Consider the following 21572-nt stretch of genomic DNA (forward strand, 5'->3'; position numbering starts at 1 on the left):
TAGGCGCTGTGCGGCTCGACTAGCATCCTCCGATAAAATCAAGCGGAGGAAATCATGCATTCAGCAACAGTCTGGCTCTCGTCGCTCACGCTGGCCGCGGCCGGCGGCTGGCTCGCGGCCACGGTGTTATCAGTGCCGGCCACCAGCAAGGAGCCGCGCTTCCCGCAGCTGACGATGGATCAGCTCAACGACCTGCAGAAGCCGCTCGGCGAGCAGATCATGAAAGTGTCGAGCGTCGGCATCGGCGGTCCCTACAATCCGATCATCAGGAGCCCGGTGCTAGGCCAGCGGCTCTATGATCTGTTCTATTACCTGCGCTGGCAGACTTCGGTGCCGACCAGGCTGAACGAATTCGCGATCCTGATCATCGGCCGGCAGTGGCGCTCGCAGGTCGAATGGTTCGCGCATGCGCCGCTCGCGGCCAAGGCCGGGCTGTCGGCCGACGTCATCGCCGAGCTGAAGGCCGGCAACCGTCCGTCGAAGATGGCCGACGACGAAGCCGTGGTGTACGACTTCGTCACCGAGCTGACCACGACCAAGAAGGTTTCCGACGCGACCTATGCCCGAGCCAAGACGATCTTCAACGATCAACAGATCGTCGATCTCACCGCGCTCGCCGGCAATTACGTGATGGTGGCGATGATCCTGGCGATGGCCGAGGAGACCGTGCCGCCGGGCAAGGAAGAGCCGTTCAAGGTCGGCGAGAAGTAGCGACGCAGACTTCGCTTCACGTCGCCCCGTAAGAGCGGGGCGACGCAGCGCCGCTCGACCTGATCTCATCTCGCGCTAGTGCCGCGCGAGCGCCAGCGAAACCGCCGTCACGTTGCTCTGCTGCGGACGGATCGACACGGATTGCTTGCCGCCACGCGTGGTGAGCGAGAGGTCGGCGGAGAAATTGTTGCCGCGCGCGGCGGCGTCAACGCGATCGCCGGTCGCGCGCCCCGAGATCGTTCCGGACGCATTCCGGCTCGCCTCGGTCCATGCGCCGGAGATCGCACCACCGCGATATTCGACGTCGCTGGTGAGATCGAAATTGTAACTCGCGCTGGCGCATTTGAGCGACAGGCGAAGTTCGGCGCCGGTGCCGTCGACGTCGTATTTGGCGCGGCAGCGCAGTTGCTCCTGCATGCCATCCGATGTCGTCAGCGTGCCTCCGCCGGACCATGAACCCGCCATGGCGAGCAAAGGCGAGGCAGGCGCGGCTTGCGAGGGCGATGCAAATACGCCGAGCGACAGCAGCACGAGGCTGGTCTTCGCGAGTGTTGATCGAGACATCCTGAGCTCCTCTACCGGTTGATGCCTCATAACGCGGCAGGGTTCCGAAGGTTCTTACCGCGCGCCGTCGCGCGCAAGGCCGGTTCCGCGCCGACCGAAGATTAGCGCCCGATCGCCCGCTGCAACGCAGGCATCAGTTTCGGGTCGCGGCACTGCGCGACGTTGAAGCGCATGAAGCCGGTGGCCGATTGCGTGGTGCTGAACACGTTGCCCGGCGCCAGCACGATGTTGTCGGCGAGCGCAGCGCGTGCCACGTCCGCAGAGTCGCAGCCGTCGGGCAGGCGGCACCAGAGCTGGAAGCCGCCGCGCGGCATCAGCCACGGCTCGATGCCGATGCGCTGCAATTTCTCGCCGACGTCGCGGCGGGCGCGCGCGAGCCGCCGGCGCAGCTCCTCGACATGCTTGCGGTAGAAGCCGGTCGCCAAGACGCTCGCGATGATTTCGGTCGCGACCGCGCAGGGGCCGCCGAACCCGGTCGCGACCTGCAGATCGACCAGCTGCTCGACCCAGTCGGCGCGCGCCGCGATGAAGCCGCAGCGCAGCGACGCCGACAGCGTCTTGGAGAAACTGCCGATCCGGATCACGCGGTTCAGCCCGTCGAGGGCCGCGAGCCGCGCCGACGGCTCCGGCTCGAAATCGGCGAAGATGTCGTCCTCGACGATGGTGAGATCGTAGGCGGTGGCGGCATTCAGCACGCGGTGCGCGGTCTGCGGCGACATCGTCGCCCCGGTCGGATTGTGCAGCCCTGACACGGTGATGTAGAGCCGCGGCCGCTCGGCGTCGAGCACGGCCTCGAAGCTTGCGATATCGGGCCCCGACGGGGTGTAGGGCACGCTGACGAGCTTGACCTGATGGGCGCGCAGCAGCGCCCGGAAATTGAAATAGCAGGGATCGTCGATCAGCACCGTGTCGCCGGGCCGTAGCAGGAAGCGGCAGATCAGGTCGATCGCCTGGGTGCCGGACATCGTGAGCAGCACCTGCTCGGGCGACACTTCGAGGCCCTCGTCGGCGAACCGCGCCATCAACGTGCGGCGCAGGGCCAGCGAGCCGCGCGTCGCACCGTAATCGGCGAGCACGGCGTCCTCGGCCCGCGCCAGGCCGCGGAACGCGCGCCGCAGCGCCTCGGTCGGCATCCAGTCGGCGGGCAGCCAGCCGCAGCCCGGCTTCAGCGCGCCGCTCGCGGCGTCGAGCGATTGCCGCGACACCCAGAACGGATCGACGGCGCGGTCGTGCTGCGGCTGGTCCTTGGCCAGCGAAAGCGGCGGCAGCGCCGCCGACGAGACATAGAAGCCGGAGCCCGGCCGCGCCCGGATCAGGCCCTCGGCGGCGAGCCGGTCATAGGCCTCGACCACGGTCGAGGGCGAGACGCCCATGGTCGCGGCAAAGCTGCGGATCGAGGGCAGGCGGTCGTCGGCGGCGAGCGCGCGGCTCGCGATCCTGGCGCGGATCGCGTTCATCACTTCGGTGGTTCGGGTCGCCTTCGGTGCGTTGGCTGGTCGCTGCAAGTGTATGCCTACCTTTACCCATACAGTCTGGCGATATTGTACTGATCCGTAACTGACTTGGCTAGCCCGTCGCCGCTATCCTCGTCCGCGAAAGACGAGGTACGTGATGAGCGATTCGAAGACGTTGTCGGGAAAGTCCTGGGCCGGCGAGGGGAGCGGCGGCGCGTCGCTGGAAGGCTGGGGCAGCGGCCTGCTCGGTGTGATCATCTTCAGCGGCTCGCTGCCTGCGACCCGCGTCGCCGTCGCCGGGTTCTCGCCGCTGTTCCTGACCTCGGCGCGCGCGGCGATCGCGGCGCTGCTCGGCGCCGTGCTGCTCGCGGTGTTGCGGCAGCCCTGGCCGGAGCGGCGCGATCTGGTGTCGCTGACCATCGTCGCGCTCGGCGTCGTGATCGGCTTTCCGCTGCTGACCGCGCTCGCGCTCCAGCACATCACCTCAGCGCATTCGATCGTGTTCATCGGGCTGCTGCCGCTGTCGACCGCGGTGTTCGGCGTGCTGCGCGGCGGCGAGCGGCCGAAGCCAAAGTTCTGGCTGTTCTCCTGCATCGGCAGCGCGACGGTCGCAGCCTTCGCTCTGTCGGGCGACGGATCGGCGTCGCTGACCGGTGACTTGCTGATGGTCGCCGCCATCATCGTCTGCGGCCTCGGCTATGCCGAAGGCGCGGCGCTGTCGCGCCGGCTCGGCGGCTGGCAGGTGATCTCCTGGGCGCTGGTGCTGTCGGCGCCGGTGGTGCTCTTGATGACCATCATGACGCTGCCGCCGAGCTGGCAGAGCATCGGTGCGCCGGCATGGCTCGGGCTCGCTTATGTCTCGATCTTCAGCATGCTGGTGGGCTTCGTGTTCTGGTATCGCGGGCTTGCGCTCGGCAGCATCGCCAGCGTCGGCCAGTTGCAGCTGTTGCAGCCGTTCTTCGGCCTCGCGCTGGCCGGGCTGCTGCTGCATGAGCCCGTGCCGTGGTCGATGATCGCAGCGACCATGCTGGTCGTCGTCTGTGTCGTGTTCGCGCGGCGTTTTGCTTGAGGGAGCATCGGACCTCCCGCCGAAGTGTAAAGCGCGCGCTAACCATGCCAAGTGGTAATTCATGGCGCCCGCCGCACCGCCCCGCATTGTTGCGGATCGGGTTTCAGTGATCCTTAAGCCGAGCTGCTCACCTTGCGCGCTGACGCGACATCAGAGGGGCAGATGACCTTCAGGTTCATTGCGCCTGACGTGATCAGGTCGGCAAGCCAGCGTGCACTGCTGGCGCAGTGGGATCAACTGGCCGCCGGCCGGCCATTTCCCGCCTTTGCCGAGCTGAAGCCGGATTCGGCGATCCATGATCCCCGGCAACTCGTCGCATGGGCGGTCGAAGGCGAGGGCCGGCTGCGCAAGTTTCGCGCGATGTATCAGGGCGAGAATGTTGCCGAGGCGTTCAATTCGGCCTGGGCCGGAAAGACCATGGAGCAGGTGGTCCCGATGTCGCTCCGGCGCATCACGCTGACGCCGGCGAAGGACTGCGCCGCAAGCGGCTGCGCGGTCTACATGGTGTTCTCCACCGTTGATGCCAACGATCAGCGGGTCGATTGCGAGCGGCTGCTGCTGCCGTTCGGCAATGGCGCGAAGGTCGAGCATCTGCTCGCATCGCTGCAATTGACGGCGGTCGCAAGCAGGCCCCGCATCGTCAAGCATTTCGACATGCAGGCGGACGTGCGGTTGCAGGTAAGGATCCGTTCCGGCTTCTCGGCGGTCGTGACCGCCGGCGACCAGCGCCGGGCTTCCCGGCGCAATGTCGCGCGGGCGGCACGGATCAGCTTTGCCCGGCGCAGCATGACCTGCATCGTCCGCAACCTCTCCACAACCGGCGCTGCGGTCGAGGCCACCGATCCCGCCGCCATCCCCGACAGTTTCCGTCTCGTGCTGGAGATGGAAGCGACCGAACGGCGCTGCCGCGTGGTCTGGCGCAGGAAAGGCCGGATCGGGGTCGAGTTCAGCTGAGCTTGCCGATCCGCCCGAGATGGGTGTAGCCGAACCCTGTTGAATATTTCAGTCCATAGCCGAGCGCGCGGTCGATCCCGATATGGGCGAGCCAGATCATCGCGATCGAGAGCACCAAGGGTCCTTCGCCGGCAAAACCCAGCGTCATCAGCGCCACCGGCGCGAGATAAGTGTGCGCGGCGTTGTAGACGATGGCGCCGACTCGCGGGCTGATCAGGTAGGCGGCAAAGCTGATGTCCGGCACCAGGAACAGCAGGACATAGACCAGCCAGGAACCTTCCCACTTGTAGTAGAGCACGGTCATCCCGACGAACAGCACCAGCCCCTCCAGCCGGAGCAGGGTGCGCACCCCGCCGGTCGCGGCGCCAGTCGCTTCAGTCGTCATGTCGGTCATTGCAGTCTCCCCAGATATCGGAAAATCCTACCGTTTTGGCGCTCAATACCGCCCACAAGCGCCTTTCCGGTTCCGAAATGGCCGTGCTAAAGCCAATCCGAACGAAGCGGACCCGGCTCGCACCGGGGCGCGGACTGTAGCTAACACGGGCGGAAACAAATGAAAGATATCCTCGATACCCTCGAAGAGCGGCGCGCCGGCGCCAGGCTGGGCGGCGGCGAAAAGCGCATCGAGGCGCAGCACGCCCGCGGCAAGCTCACCGCCCGCGAGCGGATCGAGCTCCTGCTGGACAAGGGCTCGTTCGAGGAATTCGACATGTTCGTCGAGCACCGCTCGATCGAGTTCGGCATGGAGAAGAGCAAGATCCCCGGCGACGGCGTCGTCACCGGCTGGGGCACGGTCAACGGCCGCAAGACCTTCGTGTTCGCCAAGGACTTTACCGTGTTCGGCGGCTCGCTGTCGGAAACCCATGCGCTGAAGATCACAAAAATTCAGGACATGGCGATGAAGGCGAGGGCGCCGATCATCGGCCTCTATGACGCCGGCGGCGCGCGCATCCAGGAGGGCGTCGCCGCGCTCGCGGGCTATTCCTATGTGTTCCGCCGCAACGTGCAGGCTTCGGGCGTGATCCCGCAGATCTCCGTCATCATGGGCCCCTGCGCCGGCGGCGACGTCTATTCGCCGGCGATGACCGACTTCATCTTCATGGTGAAGAACACCAGCTACATGTTCGTCACCGGCCCCGACGTGGTGAAGACCGTCACCAACGAGGTGGTGACGGCGGAAGAACTCGGCGGCGCCTCGGTGCACGCGACGCGCTCCTCGATCGCCGATGGCGCGTTCGAGAACGACGTCGATGCACTGTTGCAGATGCGCCGGCTGATCGACTTCCTGCCGTCGAACAACACCGACGGCGTGCCGGAATGGCCGAGCTTCGACGACATCGGCCGGGTCGACATGTCCTTGGACACGCTAATCCCGGACAATCCGAACAAGCCCTACGACATGAAGGAGCTGATCCTGAAGGTGGTCGATGAGGGCGACTTCTTCGAGATCTCGGAGACCTTCGCCAGGAACATCGTCACCGGCTTCGGCCGCATCGCCGGCCGCACTGTCGGCTTCGTCGCCAACCAGCCGATGGTGCTGGCGGGCGTGCTCGACAGCGATGCATCACGCAAGGCTGCGCGCTTTGTCCGCTTCTGCGATGCCTTCAACATCCCGATCGTCACCTTCGTCGACGTGCCGGGCTTCCTGCCGGGCACCGCGCAGGAATATGGCGGCCTGATCAAGCACGGCGCCAAACTGCTGTTCGCCTATTCGCAGTGCACGGTGCCGCTCGTCACCATCATCACCCGCAAGGCCTATGGCGGCGCCTTCGACGTCATGGCGTCGAAGGAAATCGGCGCCGATATGAACTACGCCTGGCCGACCGCGCAGATCGCCGTGATGGGCGCCAAGGGCGCGGTGGAGATCATCTTCCGCAGTGACATCGGCGACCCCGACAAGATCGCGGCGCGAACCAAGGAATACGAAGACCGCTTCCTGTCCCCCTTCATCGCCGCCGAGCGCGGCTACATCGACGACGTCATCATGCCGCATTCGACGAGGCGGCGGATCGCGCGGGCGCTGGCGATGTTGAGGGACAAGAAGGTCGAGATCCCGGCGAAGAAGCACGACAATCTGCCGTTGTGATGGATGGAGACAGCCGTGGCAATGTGGCGTCGACGATCGAGGCTTTGGCAGAGCGCCAATCGATCGTGCGACCTGGGTGTGGTGTCCGCAATACTTGCGATGGACATAGTGTGCTTCGCGCAAGATACCGAGATGATGGTTACCGCCCGGACGTCAGAAGAGGCCGTTATTAATGGCTACGCATTTGCCGACAAAACATGCGCGCCGGTCGAGCTCCCACAGCTCTTGCTCATAAACCCGCCCAAATATGGGACTGTTTGTTTCCGTATCGAGGATTTCGAGGTGGCGGGCGACTCGGGACTGGATCGAGCTTGTATCGGGCGCTGGGTCCGCGGCATAAGCGTTTTTTACCTGGCCCGATCCGGTTACAGCGGGCCGGATAGTCTCCGATATGAAGCGATCGACCGTCGAGGACGGGAGCGAGTGTCTGTTCGTGTCAGGGTCTTGCCCGGCCATTCAAACGCATCGGCCAGCGTTGACGGCTCTTCGCGCGAGTCGGTGATGTCGGCTGGGCCTGTCCCTGCGTGCGTTGTGCCGGTGTCCTGAGAGCGTGTAGGGCGGGTTGGCGAAGCGGCCGCGCCGGGCGTTGACCACGGCGCGAACGTTGCGCTTGGGCCATTGCTTGAGAAACGTGTCGAGCCCGGAGAGACTGTCGGCATCGAGGCCGATCTCGGCGGGAGCCGCAACGGCCCAGCCGTCGTCAAGCATTGAACTGGCCAACATTGATTTGAGTCCCAATTGGATGACCAGGAGCTAGCGCGCCTGTGAAACGTAGCGATTCCTTGCGCAAAAGAACACGCCGGGTTACGGGTTCGCCTGACCCGCCAGACAGGTTCGAACCTGATGACCGAAGACGAGCCGGCCGACGAGATCTCCGAGATCGAGGCGCAGATCGAGGAGCTTGCCGAGAGCGCCGAACGGTCGCGGCGGATCATTCTCGGATCGAAGGTGGCCATCGCCGGCGGGTTCGCGCTGCTCTTCGCTGCGCTGCTCGGCCTGTTGGGCTCAGGAGAAACCGCAGCGCTCGGATCGATTGCGCTGGTGCTCGGCGGCATTGTGTCGCTCGGATCGAACGTCAGCACCTTGCGGCAGACCGAGGCCGCCATCAGCACCGCCGAGGCGCGCCGCGCGCGGCTGATCGGCAACATCGACTTGCGCCTGGTTCACGATGCGCCGCTGAAGCTGATGTGATGTGATGTGATGGGAGCGGGCGCGTCTGATTGGTTCCCCCGCGTCGTCCCGGGCAAGCGACTTGTCCGCCGTAGCTCAACGAGCGAAGGCGGAAGCGCGACCCGGGACCCATAACTAAGAATACCAATTGGTTCGCGAAGCTGGAGCCACAGCGCGCTTCAACAACGCAGCCCTGTGGTTATGGGTCCCTGCTTTTCGCAGGGACGACAATCGGAGAAAGTCGCTCCTTACTCAGACGCCAGCGGCACGTAGTCGTATTCCCCGACGCCTTGCAGGATCAGGAACGTCAGCGACGTCGTGCCGGCGTTGGTGACGAGGTGCGGGCGGGTGGGGCGGACGGCGTAGACTTCGCCGACCTTCAGGTTCACCTCCTCCTTCGGCTCCTGCAGGAACAGCCGCATCTGGCCCTCCAGCACGTAGAACGTGTCGGAGATGTTGCTGTGGGTGTGCCACGGCACTTTCTCGGTCGGCGAGAGCTGCAGCTCCATGATGCGAAAGCCGGGGCGGGCGGCGTGCAGCGCACGGCGCTCGACTTCGTAGAGGTGGCTGGCATCCTTGAGCGGTTGTCCTGACTTCACGGCGGCCTCCCGGAGATCTTCTTATGATGCGCGATGCTAGTCCCGTTCGGCTGTCCATGAAACGGTGGAACGAGCATGACCGATGGGCGCGGACGAGGCCGCCGGATCGTGATGGTTGCGTGACGTCACGGCGTTGTGGACGCTGCAGCGAGACGTCGAGTTCCGCGAAACGTGATCGTGCGGTTCAGCGAACGTTCAGGTCGGGGCGAAAAAACTCAGGGAGTACGGTTGGTCCAACTCAGCAACAAAGGGAAACTCTCATGGAACGCCGCGATTTTCTCAAGATCGCCTTCGGTGTCGCCGCCGGAGCAGCCACGTTCGTAGCAACGGCCCAGGCCGCGCCGCTCGCGCCGCTTCCCCTCAACCAGGATCCACGTGCGCCGGCGGGCCGCGATGCGCATCCTGCCGTCACCACGGGCGACGAGGTTGATCATCTGAAGCCCGAGCAAGTGCGTTGGCATCACGGTTGGCATCATCGGCGCTGGCACCACAGGCATTGGGGTTGGCGCCGCCGTCACTGGCGCCGTCACTGGCGCCGTCATCACTGGCGCCGCTGGTAATATCGACTCCATGTCGAAAAAGAAAAACCCCGCGCGAAGCGGGGTTTTGTTTGTTCGGAATGCGCCGCGATCAGATCGGGCGGCAACGGCCGTAGCGCCAGGCGAAGCCATAGGGGCAGGCGCGGACGCGCGGCGCCACCACGACCGCGCCGGGCGCGACGACGACGGGGCGCTCAACCACGACCGGGCCGGGGGCAACGACGACGGGACCACGATTCCTGACGCAGCCGCCATAGGGACCACGATGCCAGCCGGGACCGCAGCCACCAGCCGCATCAGCGGCGCTGATGCCGGCGAATGCGGTCGTCACCAAAACCGCTGCTGCAAAAAGAAACTTCATGACTTCTCCTTTTATTTGGGCCGCGCTGCGGCACCGCAACAAACTTTTAGATTACCGATTCGCCCGGCCGGATCTTTGCAGAAGCAGCGCCCGATGTCGCCGACCATAATGTTGCGGGCTGAATGCGACATGAATGTTGCAGCTCACAGCTGCGTCAGTGCGCCGCAAGCACGCTCAGAATCATCTCGAAACATTTCTTAGCCACGTACGCAGCGCACGACGCGGGTGCAAATGCATCGGAGCGCGAGACAAGCGCGATGAGGGACGCGCATGAAAGCGCCGACGCTGATTTGAATGCGCGAGGTTACTCGCCTGCACCGAACAGCGCCGCGAACCGCTTCTCGCCGTTGCGCGAGAAATTGACCACCCGGCTGCCGGGCGTCGCGTCGCGTGCGGCCCATTTCAATTCGGTGAAGCGGTCCATCATCGCCGCGCCCAGCGTGCCGGCGAGGTGGTGCCGCCGCTCGCTCCAGTCGAGGCAGGCCTTGCACACCGGACGGCGCGGATGCGTCAGCGCATCGGCGTCGATCTGCAGCTCCTCGGCCATGAAGCGCTTGCCTTCGCCGGTCAGCTCGATCGCCTGCTTGCTCTGGCGCACCAGCTTCTGCCGCTTCATGCTGTCGAGCATCTGCACGCCGAGATCGCCGGCGAGATGGTCGTAGCAGATGCGGGCGTGACGCAGCGCCGGATCCTTCGGCCCGGTGCGCACGCGCATGTGGCCGGCGCGGGCGGCGATGCCCTGCAGGCCTTCCAGCACGTCGGCGACGTCGGGGTCGGAGAGGCGATAGTAGCGGTGGCGGCCCTGTTTCTCGGGCTCGATCAGCCCGCCGGCCTCGAGCTTGGCGAGATGCGAGCTCGCCGTCTGCGGGGTGATGCCGGCCTCCTGCGCCAGCTCGCTCGCGGTCAGCGCGCGGCCGGTCATCAGCGCGGTCAGCATGTTGCAGCGTGCGGGATCGCCGACCAGGGCGGCGATCCGGGAGATGTCGGGTCCTGCTTTCATAGTTCGATGATAGCCGAAGCATCGAGGTCGGGCAAGGCGGTAGTGTCTCACCGTGCCGTCATTGCGAGGAGCTCGCGACAAAATCGCGAAGGCAATTTTGCGCTGAAGCGGCGAAGCAATTCTTGCCGACGCGAGTGGAGCCATGGATTGCTTCGCTGCGTTCGCAATGACCGAGAACAGAGGACATCCCAATGACCATTACCGTTTTCATCCGCTACCAGCTCGATCCGTTCAAGCGCGCGATGTTCGAGGAGTATTCGCGGAACTGGCTGTCGATCATCCCGCGCTGCGGCGGCGATTTGCTCGGCTACTGGATGCCGCATGAGGGCACCAACAACATCGGCTTTGCGCTGATCTCGTTCGAGAGCCTTGCCGCCTACGAGGCCTATCGCGCGCGGCTGCGGCAGGACAAAGAGGGCATGGCGAATTTCAACTTCGCGGAAGAAAACCGCTTCATCCTCGCCGAGGAACGGACATTTCTGCGCAAGGTCGAGCTATAGTCGTTCCGCAACAACAATGAGCGGAGGCGCCTATGATCGCCGTGATCTTCGAAGTCTGGCCGAAGCCGGAGCACCGGAATCTGTATTTCGACCTTGCCGCCGAGCTGAAACCGATCCTGCAGGAGATCGACGGCTTCATCTCGGTCGAGCGGTTCGAGAGCCTCACCGAGAAGGGCAAGTTCGTGTCGCTGTCATTCTTCCGCGACGAGGCCGCGGTAGAAGCCTGGCGCAACACCATCGAGCACCGTCGCACCCAGGCCAAGGGCCGCGCGCGGATTTTTGACAACTATCGCCTGCGCGTTGCGAGTGTGATGCGCGACTACGGCCTGAACGAACGCGAGCAGGCGCCGAAAGACAGTCGCGCGGTACATGAGCAGCACTAGCGCCTACAAACGCGCGTGCCTATGTGTGCGCGGCCAACGACCTTAGGGAGCGACCAATGCCACTGCCAACTGCTGACAAACGCACAGCCTTCAAGAAGCTGCACGAGAGCGGATGCTTCATCATTCCGAACCCGTTTGATGCCGGCAGCGCCCGCGCATTGCAGCATCTCGCTTCAAGGCGCTGGCCTCGACCAGCGCGGGCTTTGCCTGGACCATCGCCAAGGCCGACAACCGCGTCACCATCGACGACGTCTGCGATCATCTGAGAGCGATGTGCGCGGCCGTCGATATTCCCGTCAATGCGGATTTCGAGGGCGGCTTCGCCGTCGAGCCGGAGAAGGTCGCGATCAATGTCGCGCGCGGCGTCAAGACCGGCGTCGCCGGGCTCTCGATCGAGGACTCCACCGGTGACGCGGCCAATCCGCTGTTCGAGCACAAGCTCGCGGTCGAGCGCATCAAAGCGGCGCGCAAGGCGATCGATGCCGACAACAGCGGCGTGCTGCTCACCGGCCGCTGCGAGGCATTCCTGTGGGGCAAGAAGGACCTCAACCTGGTGATCGAGCGGCTGCAGGCCTATTCGGAAGCCGGGGCAGACGTGCTCTATTCGCCGGGCATTTCGACGAAAGAGGAAATTACCGCGGTCGTGAAGGCGGTTGCGCCGAAGCCGGTCAATCTCCTGATCGGCGGCGCGTCCGAGCTGACGCTGCAAGCGGTGGCCGATCTCGGCGTACGCAGGATCAGCGTCGGCGGGGCGCTGGCGCGGATGGCCTGGACCGGCGTCATGAAGGCGGCGAAGGAAATGGCCGAGAAGGGCACCTTCACCGAATTCGCCAACGGCTATCCCGGCGGCGAGCTCAACAAGATGTTCAAGTAGACCTTGCGTGCAAAAAAGCAGCGGGCCGTTTGGGCCCGCTGCTCGCGCCTGGTCAGTGTCGTCAGTTATTGCTTCGAATTGTCGGCCGGCGGGGCGGCGGGCTTGTTCATGTCAGACTTGTTCATGTCCGACGGCGGGTTGGCCGGCTGAGCCGGCGCCGCGCCCGTGGTCGTGCCGGGCTGGCTGTTGGGCTTCGGCGTCACGTCGCGCATGCCCGGAGGCGCCCCGGCCGGATTGGCCGGCTGTTGCTGCGCGGTCTGCGTCGACGGCGTCGTGCCCGCCTCGTGGACCGACGTATTGTTCAACCCATAGAACAGGGCGCCGAGCACCACGGCCACCGCAACTGCGAACATCGCGATCTTGGTGCTGCTTGCCGATCCCTCCCGCAGTTCCGGGTCCGGCTGCAACTCGTTGTCCAGGCTGTTGAAGCGCGCCTGACGGCGGATTTCGTCATCGGTCAGGTTGGCGCGATACGGATCGTCAGGGTTGTAAGCCATTGCAAAGTTCCTCCGTTAGCACCTCAAAGCTAATCGCAGGGGACAATGGCTGGCGCGTTCGGATGTTCCGCGCCAATGTTGCAACCAGTTCATGCAGGAACCGGCGATTCCCAGCGGTTCCAAACCTGTTCCATGAGGCCTTTTCAATGTGGACCATGCCGCCCACCGATTCGGTGCTGCACGTGCTCTCGTTCATTGCCGTTGCGGCGCAATCGATGACGGCGGCGCTGGCCGCCGGCCGACGCAGCATGGATTGGGCCGGCGTCTGCATGCTCGGGGCGATCACCGCGCTCGGCGGCGGCACCATCCGCGACGTGCTGCTCGGGCATTATCCGCTGCTCTGGGTCGCGAACCCGATCTACCTTGCGGTCGCGGCGGCCGGCGCCTTCGCGACCATCCTGCTGGCGCGGCTGGTGGTCAGGCTCAATCTCGCATTCCTGGTGCTCGATGCGATCGGGCTCGTGGTGTTCACCATGGCGGGATGCGACGTGGCCTGGCAGGTCGACGCCTCGCTGCCGATCGTGATCGTCTCCGGCATGATCACCGGCTGTGCCGGCGGCGTGCTGCGCGACATCCTCTGCAACGAGGTGCCGCTGCTGTTTCGCAGCGAGCTCTACGCCAGCGTCTCCGTGGTGACGGGGCTGTTCTATGCGACCGCGTTCGGACTGAACCTCAACCCGCCGGTCTGGACCCTGCTGACCTTCGCGCTCGGCCTGAGCTTCCGGATGCTCGCGATCCGCTACAGATGGGAGATGCCGAAATTCGTGTTCTCTGACGAGGAGCGGTGAGCCGCTATTTCGCCGTCCGCGCCTTCATTTCGCTGTCCGCGCTTTGGCGACCTCGTCCGCGGTCACGGCCGGCGCCGCATTGCCCCAGGAATTGCGGATGTAGGTCGCAACGTCCGCGACCTCCTGATCGCTGAGTTTCGGATAGGCCGGCATCGACCCTGCGTTAGGCGCGCGCGGCGTGGTCACGGTCTGCGCGCCGTCGAGGATGATGCGCAGCGTGCTTGCAGGAGTGGCCGATTGCAGATTGGCGTTGCCGGGTAGTGGCGGATAGATCCGCGGCGCGCCGGAGCCGTCGAGCTCATGGCAGGCGACGCAGGCGCCGCGATAGATCCGCTCGCCGTTGTTCATCTGCGCCGGCGAGGGCGGGGTGACCGTCGGCTCCGGTGCGCCGGCGGGCAGGCTCTTCAGATAGGCGGCGATCGCGCGCACATCTCCGTCGCTCATCTTCGAGGTCGAGTTGACCACCACCTCGGACATCAGCGGACCGGCATGGCTGTGTCCGTTGCGGCCGCTCTGCAGATATTCGGCGATGTCGTCAGCGCTCCAGGACTTCAGCCCGCCGCGCTCCGCGCCATCGAGCCGCGGTGCGAACATGCCTTGCACCATGCTGCCCCCGAGCGCCTGATCGCGCCTGTCGGCGCCGAACGCGTTCTTCGGCGTGTGGCAGGCACCGCAATGGGCGAGCGCCTCGACCAGATAGCGGCCGCGATTCCATTCCGCTCCCTTGCTCTGGTCCGGCTGGATGATGCCCGGCGTGAAGAACAACGCGTTCCAGGCGCGCATCAGCACGCGGTAGCAATACGGCCAGCGCAGCTGCGGTGGCGGCGCCCTGTTGCTGACCGGCGCCAGCGTTGCGAGATAGGCGCGGATCGCCAGGATGTCGTCGCGGATCAGCTTCGTGAAAGAGGGGTAAGGGAAGGCGGGATAATAATGCTTCCCGTTCGGCGAGACGCCGCTGCGCAGCGCGCGGAGGAAATCGTCGTCACTCCAGCCGCCGATGCCGGTATCGCGGTCGGGCGTGAGATTCGCCGAGAACACTGCACCGAACGGCGTGTCGATCCGCTTGCCGCCGGCGAACGGCTTTGCCGGATCGGCGGTGTGGCAGCTCGCACAGTCGCCGGCGATCGTGAGCGCCTTGCCGCCGGCGATGATGTCGTCGGTCGGCGCAGCGGTGCCTTCGCGGGCCGCGAACGCACTGCACAACAGCGCGCCGGCCAGAATCGCACCCGTCGTTCGAAATCGTCGCCGCATCCATTCACCCTCCGGTCAACAAGACGCGTTACGCCATTTCGCCGCGGGCCTGTCCTGCGACAGAAACCGAAACGGCTCTCTGATATTCCCGGCACGATATTGCGATTTTTGAGCGACGGGCCTGGTCGCTCAGAATTGTGCTGCGCGGGCCGGAAAATCCGACATAGAGTGGTTCTAACAAGTTCGGATGACTAGCTAAAAAGCAGCCGTCGCGACCAGCGAAAAGAGGGCTAAATGGGAATCAACCAAGGGCCTATCAGTCTCGACCAGAAATACACCCAAGGCACCGGCCACGTCTTCATGACGGGCATCCAGGCGCTGGTCCGCCTGCCGATGGCGCAGATCAGACGCGACCGCGCCGCAGGCCTCAACACGGCAGGCTTCATCTCCGGCTATCGCGGTTCCCCCCTCGGCGGCTACGACCAGCAGCTGTTCGCCGCCCGCAAGCATCTCGAGCAGTACAACATCAAATTCCAGCCCGGCGTGAACGAGGACCTCGCGGCCACCGCGATCTGGGGCTCGCAGCAGCTCGGGCTGTCGGCCGGCGCCAAGTATGATGGCGCGGTCGGCATCTGGTACGGCAAGGGCCCCGGCGTCGACCGCTGCGGCGACGTGTTCCGCCACGGTAACGCGGCGGGCTCCGCCAGGCACGGCGGCGTACTCTGCCTTGCCGGCGACGACCACGGCGCAAAGTCCTCCACCGTCCCGCATCAGTCCGACCACGCCTTCATCTCCGCGCTGATGCCCTACCTCTATCCCTCCAGCATCCATGAAATGATCGAGATGGGCCTCCTGGGGATCGCGATGTCGCGCTACTCGGGCTGCTGGGTCGGCATGAAGGTGATCACCGAAACGGTCGAGACCACGGCCGAGATCGACCTCACCGACGAGATGACGCCGTTCATCATCCCGGCCGATTTCGAGCTGCCGCCGGGCGGGCTGAACATCCGCTGGCCCGACGACCGCTTCGAGCAGGACCGTCGGTTGCAGGACTACAAGGGCTTCGCCGCCATCGCCTTTGCCCGCGCCAACAAGGTCAACCGGATCACCATGGATTCGCCGAACGCGCGCTACGGCATCATGGCCTCGGGCAAGAGCTATGAGGACATCCGCCAGGCGCTGCGCGAGCTCGGCATCACGCCCGAGATCGCCGCCAAGATCGGCCTCCGCCTCTACAAGATCGGCATGCCCTGGCCGCTGGAGCCGGAGGGCGTGCGCAATTTCGCCGTCGGACTCGAGGAGATCTTCATCGTCGAGGAGCGCCGCGAGATCGTCGAGAACCAGGTCAAGCAGGAGCTGTTCAACTGGCGCGACGACGTGCGGCCGCGCATCGTCGGCAAGATGGATGATCACGACAAGCGCTTCCTGACTTTCGCCGCCGAGCTCAGCGTGGCCTCGCTGGCGAGCTCGCTCACCGAACGGTTGCTTCGACTTAATCTCAATCCCGAAATCGCCGAGATGCTGCGCGCCAAGGCCGACTGGTTCAACGGCCGCCAGTCGACCCAGATGCAGGCGACGGCGCCGGTCAGCCGCACGCCGTATTTCTGCTCGGGCTGCCCGCACAACACCTCGACCAAGGTGCCGGAAGGCAGCCGCGCGCTTGGCGGCATCGGCTGCCACTTCATGGCGCTGTGGATGAACCGCTCGACCGAGACCTTCACGCATATGGGCGGCGAGGGCGTGCCGTGGGTCGGCATCGCGCCGTTCACCAACGAGAACCACATCTTCGCCAATCTCGGCGACGGCACCTACTTCCATTCCGGCATTCTCGCGATCCGCCAGTCGATCGCCTCCAAGGCCAACATCACCTACAAGATCCTCTACAACGACGCGGTCGCGATGACCGGCGGCCAGCGCCATGACGGCGACCTCTCGCCGCAGCAGATCACCTTTCAGCTCCACGCCGAAGGCATTCGCGAGATCTATCTGGTCTCGGAAAATCCCGGCGCCTATCCGGCCGATACCATCGCGCCCGGCGTCAAGCTGTTCCATCGCGACGAGCTCGAGAACGTCCAGAAGATGTGCCGCGACACCAAGGGCACCTCGGCGATCGTGTTCGTGCAGACCTGCGCCGCCGAAAAGCGCCGTCGCCGCAAGCGCGGCCAGATGGAGGATCCGGCGCGCCGCGTGCTGATCAATCCCGCCGTCTGCGAGGGCTGCGGCGATTGCTCGGTGCAGTCGAACTGCATCTCGGTCGAGCCGCTGGAGACGGAGCTCGGGCGCAAGCGCACCATCAACCAGTCGACCTGCAACAAGGATTATTCCTGCGTGAAGGGCTTCTGTCCGTCCTTCGTCACGGTCGACGGCGGCACGCTCAAGCGTCGCGCGCCAACTGAACTCGGCGACATCGGCGCCTTGCCGGAACCGGCCTCGAAGCCTGCGCTCGACCGGCCCTACAACATCGCGGTCGGCGGCGTCGGCGGCACCGGCGTCTTGACTATCGGCGCGCTGCTCGGCATGGCCGCGCATATCGAGGGCAAGGCCTCGATGATCCTCGACATGTCCGGCCTCGCGCAAAAGGGCGGTGCGGTGCTCAGCCATGTGCGGCTCTCCGAGCACACGGCAGATGTGACCTGCTCGCGCATCGTGACCGGCACCGCCGATCTCGTTCTGGCGGCCGACGAGGTCGTGGCGGTGTCGAAGGACACCATCTCGCTGTGTGAGGCGAGCCGCACCGTCGGCATCATCAACAGCCACGTCATCCCGACCGCGGATTTCATCCTGAACCGCGACTTCAACTTCCAGAGCCGCAAGGTCACCGGCGTGCTGGAGACCGAACTGCGCAAGGACTCTGCCTTCTTCGATTTCACCAAGCCGGCCGAAGCGCTGCTCGGCGACTCCATCGCCACCAACATCATGATGATGGGCTTTGCCTATCAGCGCGGGTTGTTGCCGCTGTCGGCGGAATCGATCCAGCAGGCGATCGAGGTCAATGGCGTCTCGATCAAGATGAACACGCAGGCGTTCCAGCTCGGGCGTCTGGCCGCGGCCGATCCGGCGCGGCTCGCCGCGATGATGAAGGGGCAGGATGACGACGCTGCCCCTGTCAAGTCGCTGGATGCGATGTCGCTCGACGAGATCATCACCCACCGCATGGCGTTGCTGACCGATTATCAGAACGGGCGGCTCGCCAGGCGTTACCGCAAGCTGGTCGACCAGGTCCGCGATGCCGCCGCCAAGGGCGGCTATGGCGAGGCGCTGCCGCGTGCGGTCGCGATCAACTACGCAAAACTGCTCGCCTACAAGGACGAGTACGAAGTGGCGCGACTGTTCACCGACGGCCGCTTCGAGAAGCAGCTGCGCGACCAGTTCGAGGGCGACTTCAAGTTCAACTTCAATCTGGCGCCGCCGATCCTCGGCGGTGGGCTGGACGCGCAGGGTCGTCCGAAGAAGCGCGCCTTCGGGGCGTGGATGATGTCGGCCTTCAAGGTGATGGCGCGCTTCCGCTTCCTGCGCGGCACGCCGCTCGACATCTTCGGCTACAACGCCGACCGCAAGCTCGAGCGGGATCTGATCGCGGGCTACGAGAAGGATGTCGCGACGGTGCTGAGCCTGCTGTCGCCGCTCAATCACGACATCGCCGTCGAACTGCTGTCGCTGCCCGAGCGCATCCGCGGCTACGGCCCGGTGAAGGAGAAAGCGGTCAAGGAGGCAAAGGTTCGCTACGCGCAACTCGCCGCCGACCTCGCCAACCCGCCGCCCGCGCCCCGGCAGATGGCGGCGGAGTAGGGTAGCCGCAAATTCAACGTCGTCCCGGGCAAGCGAAGCGCGACCCGGGACCCATAACCACAGGGTCGAGTTGTTGGATCGAGCTGCGGTCCCAGCGTCGCGCTACGATGAACGGCGGTGGTTATGGGTCCCGGCTCCCGTGCGCAATTGCGCACTAGGCCGGGACGACACCGGTTTTTGGGGCGCGTATATCGCGCGTCATTTACAGTCTCGCCTGACGGAATATTTCCGCGCTTGCCAAGGTCGCGTCGTCGGTTCAGAAAAACGCTGGAGCGAAAAACGCCAGCGGAGAGCGATTTGACCATCAAGGGCAAGGCCTACATTGCCGGGATCTACGAGCATCCCACCCGGCATGCACCCGATAAATCAACAGCACAGCTACACGCCGAGGTCGCCAAGGGCGCGATCGAGGATGCCGGGCTCACCAAGGACGATATCGACGGCTATTTCTGCGCCGGCGATGCGCCGGGCGGGCTGTGGCCGATGGTCGACTACCTCGGCCTCAACACCAAGAAGCTGCGTCACGTCGACTCCACCGAGACCGGTGGCTGCTCCTATCTGATCCATCTCGGCCACGCCGCCGAGGCGATCGCCGCGGGCAAGTGCTCGGTCGCGCTGGTCACGCTGGCGGGCAAGCCGCGTACCGGCCCGATGCCGCCGCGCGCCTCCGGCGCTGAGGCCGATTTCGAATTGGCCTACGGGGCTACCACGCACAATGCCTATGGCATGTGTGCTATGCGCCATATGCACGACTATGGCACCACCTCCGAACAGCTCGCCTGGATCAAGGTCGCCGCCTCGCATCATGCGCAGTACAATCCGCATGCGATGCTGAAGGAGGTCGTCACCGTCGAGGACGTGCTGAACTCGCCGATGATCTCGGATCCGTTGCACCGGATGGATTGCTGCGTCGTCACCGATGGCGGCGGCGCGATGATCGTGACGACCCCGGAGATCGCCAAGAGCCTGAAGAAGCCGCTGGTGCGCCTGATCGGTCACGGCGAGGCTGCGAAGGGTCCGCGCGGCGGCAAGGATCTCGACCTGACTTACTCCGCCGGCGTGTGGTCCGGCCCGCGCGCCTTCGAAGAGGCGGGCGTGACGCCGAAGGACATCAAATACGCCTCGATCTATGACAGCTTCACCATCACGGTGCTGATGCAGCTCGAGGACCTCGGCTTCTGCAAGAAGGGCGAGGGTGGCAAGTTCGTCGCCGACGGCAATCTGATTTCGGGCGTCGGCAAGCTGCCGTTCAACACCGATGGCGGCGGCCTGTGCAGCAATCATCCCGTCAATCGCGGCGGCATGACCAAGATCCTCGAGGCGGTGCGCCAACTGCGCGGCGAGGCGCATCCGAAGGTGCAGGTGAAGAACTGCGACCTCGCGATCGCCCACGGCACCGGCGGTCTGCTCGGCGTTCGCCACGCCGCCTCAACCTGCATTCTGGAGCGTGCGTGATGTCTGAAGCCAAGAAGTACAATGCCCCGGTGACCAATCCGGAGACCGCGCCGTTCTGGGAAGCGGCGAAGGCGGGCAAGTTCATGATCAAGCGCTGCACCACCTGCGGCGAGGCGCATTATTTCCCGCGCGCGATCTGCCCGTTCTGCTTCTCCGACAAGACGGTGTGGGAAGAGTCGAGCGGCGAGGCCACGGTCTACACCTACAGCCTGATGCGGAAGTCGCCGACCGGTCCCTATGCGATCGCCTATGTGACGTTGAAGGAAGGCCCGTCGCTGCAGACCAACATCGTCGATTGCGATCTGGAGACGGTGAAGATCGGCCAGAAGGTCAAGGTGGTGTGGAAGCCGACCGACGGCGCCCCGCTGCCGTTCTTCACGCCGGCGTAAGAAGTACCTTCCCCCCTTGCGGGGGAAGGTGCGTAGGCGGCCTTCGGCCGCCGTTCAACTAACGCCGATGCCCTGCATCGGCTATGGAAGCTGCCGGAAGAGGGGTGTCTCTCCACGGATCGAGTCTCCCTGCGGAGGCAACCCCTCTCCCAAGTGAGTTTGTGACTGATGCCGGTGTAGCCCTCTCCCGCAAGGGGAGAGGGCGCTGCAATGGGCACCGTGCCAGAGAAAATGTTCGGGGAGAAAACAACAATGCCAATCGTGTATGAACAGCTGATGGCCCTGAAAAATCTCGGCCAGAAATACAGCTACAGCGATCGCGACGTGATGCTCTATGCCTACGGCATCGGGCTCGGCGCCGATCCGATGGACGAGAAGGAGCTGGCCTTCGTCAATGAGGGCGTGCTGACGCCGCGTCCGCTCAAGGTGGTGCCGACCTTCGCGTCGGTCGCGGCTGGGGCGCCGGTCCCGGCGAGATGAACCTCAACCGCGTGATGGTGGTGGACGGCGAGCGCGACATCACCTTCCACAAGCCGTTCGCGACGGCAGCCCACATCACGGCCGACTCGACCGTGCTCGACGTGTTCGACAAGGGCAAGGACAAGGGCGCGGTGATCCGCCACCAGACCGTGCTCAGGGATGAGAAGGGCGACAAGCTTGCGACGCTCGTCGCCTCGCGCTTCGCTCGCGGCGATGGCGGCTTCGGCGGCCCGTCCGACGGCCAGCCCGAGCCGCACAAGGTGCCGGAGCGCGCGCCGGACAAGGTGGTCGACATCACCACGCGGCCGGATCAGGCGCTGATCTACCGGCTCTGCGGCGATCGCAACCCGCTGCACTCCGATCCGGAGTTCGCCAAGAAGGCCGGCTTCCCGCGGCCGATCCTGCACGGCATGTGCACCTACGGCATCACCTGCCGCGGCGTGCTGCAGACCTATGCCGATTACGATCCCACAGCCTTCAAGCAGCACGCGGCGCGGTTCTCCTCGCCAGTATTCCCGGGCGAGACCGTGACCATGGAGCTGTGGAAGGACGGCAACGTGGTGTCGTTCGAGGCCAAGGTGAAGTCGCGCGGCGTCACCGTGATCAAGAGCGGCAGGACGGTGCTGGGTTAGCGTCCTGCGACGGCCGTCGACTCCCTCGCCCCGCTCTTGCGGGGAGAGGGTGGGGTGAGGGGCACCTCCGCATCGGTGGTCTTCGCC

Annotated in this window: 21 protein-coding genes and 2 pseudogenes; 14 read left to right on the forward strand and 9 right to left on the reverse strand. The window is 65.0% G+C overall.

What is annotated here, in order from left to right; all coding sequences use genetic code 11:
- Nucleotides 1–54 precede the first annotated feature (54 nt).
- Nucleotides 55–711, forward strand: coding sequence for a carboxymuconolactone decarboxylase family protein (locus AKN84_RS09305; protein ID WP_050420430.1), 657 nt, complete (start codon nucleotides 55–57; stop codon nucleotides 709–711).
- A gap of 75 nt (nucleotides 712–786) precedes the next feature.
- On the opposite strand, the gene AKN84_RS09310 is transcribed toward AKN84_RS09305, so the two are convergent.
- Nucleotides 787–1275, reverse strand: coding sequence for a hypothetical protein (locus AKN84_RS09310; RefSeq protein WP_050420431.1), 489 nt, complete (start codon nucleotides 1273–1275; stop codon nucleotides 787–789).
- Between the two features lie 101 nt (nucleotides 1276–1376).
- Nucleotides 1377–2732, reverse strand: a complete 1356-nt coding sequence (locus AKN84_RS09315) for an aminotransferase-like domain-containing protein (RefSeq protein WP_050420432.1) — start codon at nucleotides 2730–2732, stop codon at nucleotides 1377–1379.
- A 154-nt stretch (nucleotides 2733–2886) separates the two neighbouring features.
- Between AKN84_RS09315 and AKN84_RS09320 the strand changes: the two genes are divergently transcribed.
- Both AKN84_RS09320 and AKN84_RS09325 read left to right on the forward strand, forming a co-directional pair.
- Nucleotides 2887–3798, forward strand: a complete 912-nt coding sequence (locus AKN84_RS09320; protein ID WP_050420433.1) for a DMT family transporter — start codon at nucleotides 2887–2889, stop codon at nucleotides 3796–3798.
- A 162-nt stretch (nucleotides 3799–3960) separates the two neighbouring features.
- Entirely contained in the window at nucleotides 3961–4752 is a 792-nt protein-coding gene (locus AKN84_RS09325) for a PilZ domain-containing protein (RefSeq protein ID WP_050420434.1), read from the forward strand.
- Here the strand turns inward: AKN84_RS09325 and AKN84_RS09330 are convergent.
- Nucleotides 4745–5146: a DUF4260 domain-containing protein gene (locus AKN84_RS09330; protein ID WP_050420435.1), complete on the reverse strand. Its 402-nt coding sequence runs from the start codon at nucleotides 5144–5146 to the stop codon at nucleotides 4745–4747. The genes AKN84_RS09325 and AKN84_RS09330 overlap by 8 nt on opposite strands.
- A gap of 159 nt (nucleotides 5147–5305) precedes the next feature.
- Between AKN84_RS09330 and AKN84_RS09335 the strand changes: the two genes are divergently transcribed.
- Nucleotides 5306–6838 (forward strand): acyl-CoA carboxylase subunit beta, encoded by a 1533-nt coding sequence (locus AKN84_RS09335; RefSeq protein WP_050420436.1) that lies wholly within the window; start codon nucleotides 5306–5308, stop codon nucleotides 6836–6838.
- 456 nt (nucleotides 6839–7294) lie between these two features.
- On the opposite strand, the gene AKN84_RS47725 is transcribed toward AKN84_RS09335, so the two are convergent.
- A complete protein-coding gene (locus tag AKN84_RS47725; RefSeq protein ID WP_128970572.1) occupies nucleotides 7295–7561 on the reverse strand; it encodes a hypothetical protein in 267 nt (88 codons plus the stop codon).
- A 120-nt stretch (nucleotides 7562–7681) separates the two neighbouring features.
- Between AKN84_RS47725 and AKN84_RS09350 the strand changes: the two genes are divergently transcribed.
- Nucleotides 7682–8029 carry a hypothetical protein gene (locus tag AKN84_RS09350; RefSeq protein ID WP_050420439.1) on the forward strand — a complete coding sequence of 116 codons (348 nt, stop codon included), beginning with the start codon at nucleotides 7682–7684 and terminating at the stop codon, nucleotides 8027–8029.
- Between the two features lie 227 nt (nucleotides 8030–8256).
- Here AKN84_RS09350 and AKN84_RS09355 read toward each other — a convergent pair whose 3' ends face one another.
- Nucleotides 8257–8607, reverse strand: a complete 351-nt coding sequence (locus AKN84_RS09355) for a cupin domain-containing protein (RefSeq protein WP_050420440.1) — start codon at nucleotides 8605–8607, stop codon at nucleotides 8257–8259.
- Nucleotides 8608–8867: 260 nt separating this feature from the next.
- On the opposite strand from AKN84_RS09355, the gene AKN84_RS09360 reads away from it, so the two are divergent.
- Nucleotides 8868–9167 carry a twin-arginine translocation signal domain-containing protein gene (locus AKN84_RS09360; protein WP_050420441.1) on the forward strand — a complete coding sequence of 100 codons (300 nt, stop codon included), beginning with the start codon at nucleotides 8868–8870 and terminating at the stop codon, nucleotides 9165–9167.
- Nucleotides 9168–9237: 70 nt separating this feature from the next.
- Here AKN84_RS09360 and AKN84_RS09365 read toward each other — a convergent pair whose 3' ends face one another.
- Nucleotides 9238–9507 carry a GCG_CRPN prefix-to-repeats domain-containing protein gene (locus AKN84_RS09365; protein WP_050420442.1) on the reverse strand — a complete coding sequence of 90 codons (270 nt, stop codon included), beginning with the start codon at nucleotides 9505–9507 and terminating at the stop codon, nucleotides 9238–9240.
- Nucleotides 9508–9811: 304 nt separating this feature from the next.
- Nucleotides 9812–10507: an ArsR/SmtB family transcription factor gene (locus AKN84_RS09370; RefSeq protein WP_050420443.1), complete on the reverse strand. Its 696-nt coding sequence runs from the start codon at nucleotides 10505–10507 to the stop codon at nucleotides 9812–9814.
- Nucleotides 10508–10698: 191 nt separating this feature from the next.
- Between AKN84_RS09370 and AKN84_RS09375 the strand changes: the two genes are divergently transcribed.
- The 3 genes and pseudogenes from AKN84_RS09375 to AKN84_RS09385 all read left to right on the forward strand — a co-directional run bounded on the left by AKN84_RS09375 (nucleotide 10699) and on the right by AKN84_RS09385 (nucleotide 12264).
- On the forward strand, nucleotides 10699–11007 hold the full coding sequence (locus tag AKN84_RS09375; protein WP_050420444.1) for an NIPSNAP family protein: 309 nt from the start codon (nucleotides 10699–10701) through the stop codon (nucleotides 11005–11007).
- 32 nt (nucleotides 11008–11039) lie between these two features.
- A complete protein-coding gene (locus AKN84_RS09380) occupies nucleotides 11040–11390 on the forward strand; it encodes an antibiotic biosynthesis monooxygenase family protein (protein ID WP_050420445.1) in 351 nt (116 codons plus the stop codon).
- A 56-nt stretch (nucleotides 11391–11446) separates the two neighbouring features.
- Nucleotides 11447–12264, forward strand: a pseudogene (locus AKN84_RS09385) (isocitrate lyase/PEP mutase family protein).
- 65 nt (nucleotides 12265–12329) lie between these two features.
- Here the strand turns inward: AKN84_RS09385 and AKN84_RS09390 are convergent.
- Complete coding sequence (locus tag AKN84_RS09390; RefSeq protein WP_050420446.1) at nucleotides 12330–12761, reverse strand: hypothetical protein; 432 nt, start codon at nucleotides 12759–12761, stop codon at nucleotides 12330–12332.
- Nucleotides 12762–12907: 146 nt separating this feature from the next.
- Here AKN84_RS09390 and AKN84_RS09395 point away from each other — a divergent pair, with 146 nt between their 5' ends.
- Complete coding sequence (locus AKN84_RS09395) at nucleotides 12908–13549, forward strand: trimeric intracellular cation channel family protein (RefSeq protein WP_050420447.1); 642 nt, start codon at nucleotides 12908–12910, stop codon at nucleotides 13547–13549.
- 24 nt (nucleotides 13550–13573) lie between these two features.
- On the opposite strand, the gene AKN84_RS09400 is transcribed toward AKN84_RS09395, so the two are convergent.
- On the reverse strand, nucleotides 13574–14800 hold the full coding sequence (locus tag AKN84_RS09400; RefSeq protein ID WP_050420448.1) for a c-type cytochrome: 1227 nt from the start codon (nucleotides 14798–14800) through the stop codon (nucleotides 13574–13576).
- A gap of 234 nt (nucleotides 14801–15034) precedes the next feature.
- Between AKN84_RS09400 and AKN84_RS09405 the strand changes: the two genes are divergently transcribed.
- The 4 genes and pseudogenes from AKN84_RS09405 (at nucleotide 15035) to AKN84_RS09420 (ending at nucleotide 21485) form a co-directional block, all read left to right on the forward strand.
- Nucleotides 15035–18529, forward strand: coding sequence for an indolepyruvate ferredoxin oxidoreductase family protein (locus AKN84_RS09405; protein ID WP_050420449.1), 3495 nt, complete (start codon nucleotides 15035–15037; stop codon nucleotides 18527–18529).
- Between the two features lie 297 nt (nucleotides 18530–18826).
- Nucleotides 18827–19984: a thiolase domain-containing protein gene (locus AKN84_RS09410; RefSeq protein WP_050420450.1), complete on the forward strand. Its 1158-nt coding sequence runs from the start codon at nucleotides 18827–18829 to the stop codon at nucleotides 19982–19984.
- A complete protein-coding gene (locus tag AKN84_RS09415) occupies nucleotides 19984–20373 on the forward strand; it encodes a Zn-ribbon domain-containing OB-fold protein (RefSeq protein WP_021080623.1) in 390 nt (129 codons plus the stop codon). The genes AKN84_RS09410 and AKN84_RS09415 overlap by 1 nt, the downstream gene beginning before the upstream one ends.
- A 252-nt stretch (nucleotides 20374–20625) precedes the next feature.
- Nucleotides 20626–21485 (forward strand): annotated as a pseudogene (locus AKN84_RS09420) (MaoC family dehydratase).
- Nucleotides 21486–21572: the final 87 nt, after the last annotated feature.

This window comes from Bradyrhizobium tropiciagri (assembly GCF_001189845.1).
Classification (GTDB): domain Bacteria; phylum Pseudomonadota; class Alphaproteobacteria; order Rhizobiales; family Xanthobacteraceae; genus Bradyrhizobium; species Bradyrhizobium tropiciagri.

Coding starts and splice junctions, on each gene's coding strand:
- AKN84_RS09305 (WP_050420430.1), top strand. CDS start 55: ATGCATTCAGCAACAGTCTGGCTCTCGTCGCTCACGCTGGCCGCGGCC.
- AKN84_RS09310 (WP_050420431.1), bottom strand. CDS start 1,275: ATGTCTCGATCAACACTCGCGAAGACCAGCCTCGTGCTGCTGTCGCTC.
- AKN84_RS09315 (WP_050420432.1), bottom strand. CDS start 2,732: ATGAACGCGATCCGCGCCAGGATCGCGAGCCGCGCGCTCGCCGCCGAC.
- AKN84_RS09320 (WP_050420433.1), top strand. CDS start 2,887: ATGAGCGATTCGAAGACGTTGTCGGGAAAGTCCTGGGCCGGCGAGGGG.
- AKN84_RS09325 (WP_050420434.1), top strand. CDS start 3,961: ATGACCTTCAGGTTCATTGCGCCTGACGTGATCAGGTCGGCAAGCCAG.
- AKN84_RS09330 (WP_050420435.1), bottom strand. CDS start 5,146: ATGACCGACATGACGACTGAAGCGACTGGCGCCGCGACCGGCGGGGTG.
- AKN84_RS09335 (WP_050420436.1), top strand. CDS start 5,306: ATGAAAGATATCCTCGATACCCTCGAAGAGCGGCGCGCCGGCGCCAGG.
- AKN84_RS47725 (WP_128970572.1), bottom strand. CDS start 7,561: ATGTTGGCCAGTTCAATGCTTGACGACGGCTGGGCCGTTGCGGCTCCC.
- AKN84_RS09350 (WP_050420439.1), top strand. CDS start 7,682: ATGACCGAAGACGAGCCGGCCGACGAGATCTCCGAGATCGAGGCGCAG.
- AKN84_RS09360 (WP_050420441.1), top strand. CDS start 8,868: ATGGAACGCCGCGATTTTCTCAAGATCGCCTTCGGTGTCGCCGCCGGA.
- AKN84_RS09365 (WP_050420442.1), bottom strand. CDS start 9,507: ATGAAGTTTCTTTTTGCAGCAGCGGTTTTGGTGACGACCGCATTCGCC.
- AKN84_RS09370 (WP_050420443.1), bottom strand. CDS start 10,507: ATGAAAGCAGGACCCGACATCTCCCGGATCGCCGCCCTGGTCGGCGAT.
- AKN84_RS09375 (WP_050420444.1), top strand. CDS start 10,699: ATGACCATTACCGTTTTCATCCGCTACCAGCTCGATCCGTTCAAGCGC.
- AKN84_RS09380 (WP_050420445.1), top strand. CDS start 11,040: ATGATCGCCGTGATCTTCGAAGTCTGGCCGAAGCCGGAGCACCGGAAT.
- AKN84_RS09390 (WP_050420446.1), bottom strand. CDS start 12,761: ATGGCTTACAACCCTGACGATCCGTATCGCGCCAACCTGACCGATGAC.
- AKN84_RS09395 (WP_050420447.1), top strand. CDS start 12,908: ATGTGGACCATGCCGCCCACCGATTCGGTGCTGCACGTGCTCTCGTTC.
- AKN84_RS09400 (WP_050420448.1), bottom strand. CDS start 14,800: ATGCGGCGACGATTTCGAACGACGGGTGCGATTCTGGCCGGCGCGCTG.
- AKN84_RS09405 (WP_050420449.1), top strand. CDS start 15,035: ATGGGAATCAACCAAGGGCCTATCAGTCTCGACCAGAAATACACCCAA.
- AKN84_RS09415 (WP_021080623.1), top strand. CDS start 19,984: ATGTCTGAAGCCAAGAAGTACAATGCCCCGGTGACCAATCCGGAGACC.